3 protein-coding genes and 2 pseudogenes are annotated in these 4,815 nt (G+C 60.4%); 3 read left to right on the top strand and 2 right to left on the bottom strand.

Going from position 1 to position 4,815, the window contains the following annotated elements; all coding sequences use genetic code 11:
* Both OQK_RS17000 and OQK_RS17005 read left to right on the top strand, forming a co-directional pair.
* Positions 1 to 471 (top strand): annotated as a pseudogene (locus OQK_RS17000) (ATPase); the annotation flags it as partial.
* A 129-nt stretch (positions 472 to 600) separates the two neighbouring features.
* Complete coding sequence (locus OQK_RS17005; protein WP_016773435.1) at positions 601 to 1,449, top strand: cache domain-containing protein; 849 nt, start codon at positions 601 to 603, stop codon at positions 1,447 to 1,449.
* Between the two features lie 131 nt (positions 1,450 to 1,580).
* On the opposite strand, the gene OQK_RS17010 is transcribed toward OQK_RS17005, so the two are convergent.
* Positions 1,581 to 3,098, bottom strand: coding sequence for an MDR family MFS transporter (locus tag OQK_RS17010; RefSeq protein ID WP_016773436.1), 1,518 nt, complete (start codon positions 3,096 to 3,098; stop codon positions 1,581 to 1,583).
* Between the two features lie 78 nt (positions 3,099 to 3,176).
* The gene (gene pobA / locus OQK_RS17015; RefSeq protein WP_016773437.1) at positions 3,177 to 4,370 is read right to left on the bottom strand and encodes a 4-hydroxybenzoate 3-monooxygenase; all 1,194 of its coding nucleotides are present in this window, start codon (positions 4,368 to 4,370) and stop codon (positions 3,177 to 3,179) included.
* A gap of 175 nt (positions 4,371 to 4,545) precedes the next feature.
* Between pobA and OQK_RS17020 the strand changes: the two are divergent.
* Positions 4,546 to 4,815: pseudogene (locus OQK_RS17020) on the top strand (helix-turn-helix domain-containing protein); the annotation flags it as partial.

The following is a 4,815-nucleotide window of genomic DNA, read 5'->3' on the forward strand; positions in this document are numbered from 1 at the left end:
GAAGGCAAGCTGCTCGACCAGAGCAAGCAACAGCAAGGCGTGGCCGGGCAGGCCAGCGAACTGGACAAGCGTCTGGCGCAGATGACCGCGCAGACCACCGAACAACAGAACGCCAATACGCAGTTGCAGGCTCAGGTCAAAGCCTTGAGTGCCGAGCTGGCGACCATTAAAAGCACCCCGGCCGATACCAGCAAGGTCGATGCCCAGTTGAAAGCCTTCGACGCCCAGTTCAAAAGCCTCGGCGCCGATATCGCCGCGCTGAAGAAACAGGGCAATCCGAGCGCGGCGATCGATCGTCTGGAGCAGGACATCGTGGTGCTGAAAAGTCAGCAGGACAACCGCCCGACAGCGCCACAGGGTGGCGGCAATACCGCCGAGTTCGATGCGTTCCGCGCGCAGATGACCCGCAACCTGAATACCTTGCAGGCGCAGATCCAGAATCTCCAGCAGCAGATCAATTCCCGTCCGTAAGCGCTGAGCGAGGCTGGCGAGCGTTGCTTGCCAGCTTCACGGCGCAATGTTCAGAAACGCTCTGAATATCTCTACATGACCGCAAGCCGTCTACGCTCTTGAAACACCAAAAAGAACGAGGGATGCGCTATGGGGTTTTTGCATAAAGTGGCCTGGCTCGGCCTGATTCTGTTGGCCGGCTTCGGCCAGGCCAGCGCCGCCACCGCCACCAAGGATGACAGTCAGGCCGCCATCGCCCTGCTGGAAAAAGCCTTGGCCTACTACCACGACAATGGTGACAAGGCCTTCGCCGCCTTCAGCCGCCAGGGTGAGTTCGTCGACAAGGATCGCTACGTGTTCGTCCTCGACACCAAAGGCATCATGCTTGCCAGTGGCGGGCCGTCATCGGCGCTGATCGGCCGCGATGTCAGCGAAGTGCTCGGGCCGGATCTGCAGAAGGCGTTCAAGGATGCGCTGAAAGTGCCGGAAGGCAATGGCATCCAGCAGGCCGAATACCGCTGGCAGAACTGGGCCGACGGCAAGGTCGAGCGCAAGCATGTGTTCTATCAGCGCGTCGGGCAGCGCATTCTCGCGGTGGGTTACTACCTGCCACGGGCCTCAGCTGAGCAGGCCAAGGCCTTGCTGGACAAAGCCGCGACGGATCTGACCAAGGACGAGAAGGGCACGCTGACCGCGATCAACTCACTCAAGGGCGGTTACTTGCAGGATGACCTGTATGTCTTCGTGGTCGATCTGAACAACCAGCGCTATGTCGCCCACGGCACCAATCTGCGCTTGATCAACACTGATTTTGGCAAGGTCAAGGATCCGGAAGGCAAACCGGTGGGCGAGCCGATTCTGGCGCTGATCGGCAAGCAGGATGAAGGCGAATATGAATACCGCTGGAAAAACCCGGTGACCGGCAAGATCGAGGACAAGCATGCGTACCTGAAAAAGGTCGGGCATTTCCTCGTCGCGGTGGGCTACTACAGCCCTTGAGCGCGCGATGATCGTTCCCACGCTCCGCGTGGGATGCAGCCCGGGACGCTCTGCGTCCCATCCAAGGCCGAACGCAGAGCGTCCGTTGAGGCATTCCCACGCAGAGCGTGGCAACGATCAGCGCAAAAGGCTCATTTCGCGCCGTGCTCCCGCCCGCGCAGCAGGTTGTTCGGCATGGCAATCGCCGCTGCCAGCCCGAGCAACGACACTGCCGTGCTCACACAGAGCAAGTGGCGGAAAGTCACCAGCAGCTCCGCGCGCAAAGCGTTCTGCGCTTCGCCGGGGGCTGCGTTCAGGCCATCGAGCAGGACGTTGCCCGAATGCCCCTCGCTGATCAGCGAACTGTTTGCCAGATGGGCGAAGCTGGAATCGTGCAGCAACGCCAGCAGTAGCGCCGACATCAACGCCACGCCCACCGCGCCGCCCAGTGAGCGGAACAGGTTGGTGGTGCTGGTGGCGACGCCGATGTCGCGTTGTTCCACCGAGTTTTGCGTGCCGACCAGCGAGGTCGGGAACTGCATGCCGCCGGCGATGCCGCTGAGCAGCATGAACAGACCGCTGAGCAGCGTTGCTTGTGGCGGACTGAAGGCCATGCCGAGAATCGAGATCGGCATGAGGATCGCCCCGGTAAGAATCTGCGGTTTGTAGCGTCCGGTGATCGAGGTGCGGCGGCCGGCGAAATAGGCACCGATCGGCAAGCCCATCGCCAGAGGCAGCAAGTGCAACGCGGCGCTGTCGGCACCCGCGCCGGTGACGCTTTGGAAACGCAGCGGCATCAGCACGATCAGCGAGATGGCCTGGAAACTGGTGAAGAAGATCGTGCACCAGCACAACAGGGCATTACGATTGGCGAACAGGTGCATCGGCAGCAACGGCTCGCGCGCCCGGCGTTCATGCCAGACGAACAGCGCCAATACCACCACGGCACAAGCGAACAGGCCGAGCACTTCGCTGCTGCGCCATGAATGACCCTGGCCGACTTCGGTGATGCCGAGCAGCAACGCGGTCAGGCCGATGATCATCAGCACCGTGCCGAGGTAATCGATCACCGGTTTACGCTGAGGAATTGGCAAGCCGCGCAGGTTACGCCGTGCCACCCACCAGGCGCCGAGGCCCAGCGGCAGGTTGATCAGAAACACCCAGCGCCACGACAGGTATTCGGTCATGTAGCCGCCGAGCACCGGACCGGCGACGCTGGCCACCGCGTACATGCTGCTGAAGTAACCCTGATAGCGGCCGCGTTCACGCGGCGGGACGATGTCGCCGATGATCGCCTGACTCACCGAGATCATGCCGCCGGCGCCGATGCCCTGAAGAATCCGCGCCAGTACCAGCTGTTCCATGCTCTGCGCCATGCCGCAGAACAGCGAGGCGAGGGTGAACAGGCCCATGCCGAACAGCATCAGTTTGCGTCGCCCGTACAGGTCGCCGAGCTTGCCGTAGATCGGCACCGCCACGGTCATCGCCACCATGTAGCCGGAAATCACCCAGGCCAGCAGGCTGACGTCCTTGAATTGCGCGGAGATCGCCGGCATCGACACGGCGACGATGGTCTGGTCCAGCGCACCGAGGAAGATCGCCATCATCAAGGCGACCAGCACGCTGCGAATGGCCGGTTTGGGCGTTTCAGGCTGATTGAGAGTGGTCACGGAAAACCTGCGGGCGTGTGATGGACCCGCGCGGCCTTCGCGCGCGGGTGGAGGCTCGCAGTGTAAGTCGGTAGGAAGCTATTCGATAGCCTCGTACGGAAGCCCGACGTAATTTTCTGCAATGGTTTTTTGCCCTGCTTGCGAGCTGACAAAGTAGTCCAGTTCCGACGCGCTGATGCGCTGGCTGAATTCATCGTGCTCGTCGAAGCGATGCAGCATCGACGTCATCCACCAGGAAAACCGTTCGGCTTTCCATACTCGGCGCAGGCAGATCTCCGAGTATTTTTCCAGCAAATCAGTGCGATTTTCGCGATAGACCTTCAGCAGAATATTGAACAACGTGCTGACATCACTGGCGGCCAGGTTCAAGCCCTTGGCGCCAGTCGGCGGGACGATATGGGCGGCGTCGCCGACGAGAAACATGCGCCCGTACTGCATTGGCTCGACGACAAAACTGCGCAGCGGCGCGATGCTTTTTTCGATCGAAGGACCGGTCACCAGTTTTTCCGCGAGGGCATCCGGCAGGCGCTTTTTCAGCTCATCCCAGAAACGCTGATCGCTCCAGTCATCGACGTTTTCATCCGCCGGCACTTGCAGGTAATAGCGGGTGCGCGTGGCTGAACGCATGCTGCACAAAGCGAAGCCGCGCTCATGGCGGGCGTAGACCAATTCGTCGTGGACCGGCGGTGTGTCGGCGAGAATGCCCAGCCAGCCGAACGGGTAGACCCGCTCGAAAATCTTCAGGCAATCGGCCGGAATCGACTGCCGCGCGACGCCATGGAAACCATCGCAACCGGCGATGTAATCGCAATCAACGCGCCAGCTTTCACCGTCCTTTTCGAAGGTGACAAAAGCTTCGTCGCTTTTCATGTCATGGGGAACGACATTGCTCGCTTGATAAATTGTTGGCGCGCCGGCCTCCCGACGAGCGGCCATCAGGTCGCGGGTGACCTCGGTCTGGCCGTAGACCATTACTGTTTTGCCGCCGGTCAGCGCGTGCAGGTCGATGTGCACCTGACGCCCGTCCAGCGCCAGATCGAAGCCGCCATGAACCAGACCTTCGGCATCCATTCGCTGACCGACCCCGGCCTCACGCAGCAGCTCTACCATGCCTTGTTCAAGCACACCGGCACGGATGCGCCCAAGAATGTAATCGGGCGTCTGGCGTTCGAGGATCAGGGTGTCGATGCCAGCGTTGTGCAGCAACTGGCCAAGGAGCAGTCCGGAAGGACCGGCGCCGATAATGGCGACTTGGGTTTTCAGGGTTTTCATTGTTTTTATGACTCGCAAGCTTCACGCAGCAACAGCCGGTGAATGATTTTATGGATCGAGTGCTTGCATTTTTCCCTTGCGGGTCTGTCAATTGAAGGTGAAAACTGAGCCGATACCTGTACATTCTGCCAATCGGTGCGATTATCGCCCAAAAACCAGAGGCCTGGATTGAAGTATGAACAAGCCTGCCCTGCCTTCTATTCCGGTGTTCAAGCTCTACGGTGAAAGCCTGGACTGGCCGACCCCGGACTTGCTGCACTGTGAAACCATTTCCTCGCGCAGTCGCGAACATCAATGGGAAATCAAACCTCACCGCCACGCGGATCTGTGCCAGCTGCTGTTCGTTTTCAAAGGTCAGGCAGAGCTCGAAATCGAAGGCCAGCGCACGCAACTCGAGACGCCGGCGATTCAGGTGCTGCCACCGTTATCGGTGCATGGTCTTTCG

This window comes from Pseudomonas sp. R62, assembly GCF_000257605.1.
Classification (GTDB): Bacteria; Pseudomonadota; Gammaproteobacteria; order Pseudomonadales; family Pseudomonadaceae; genus Aquipseudomonas; species Aquipseudomonas atacamensis.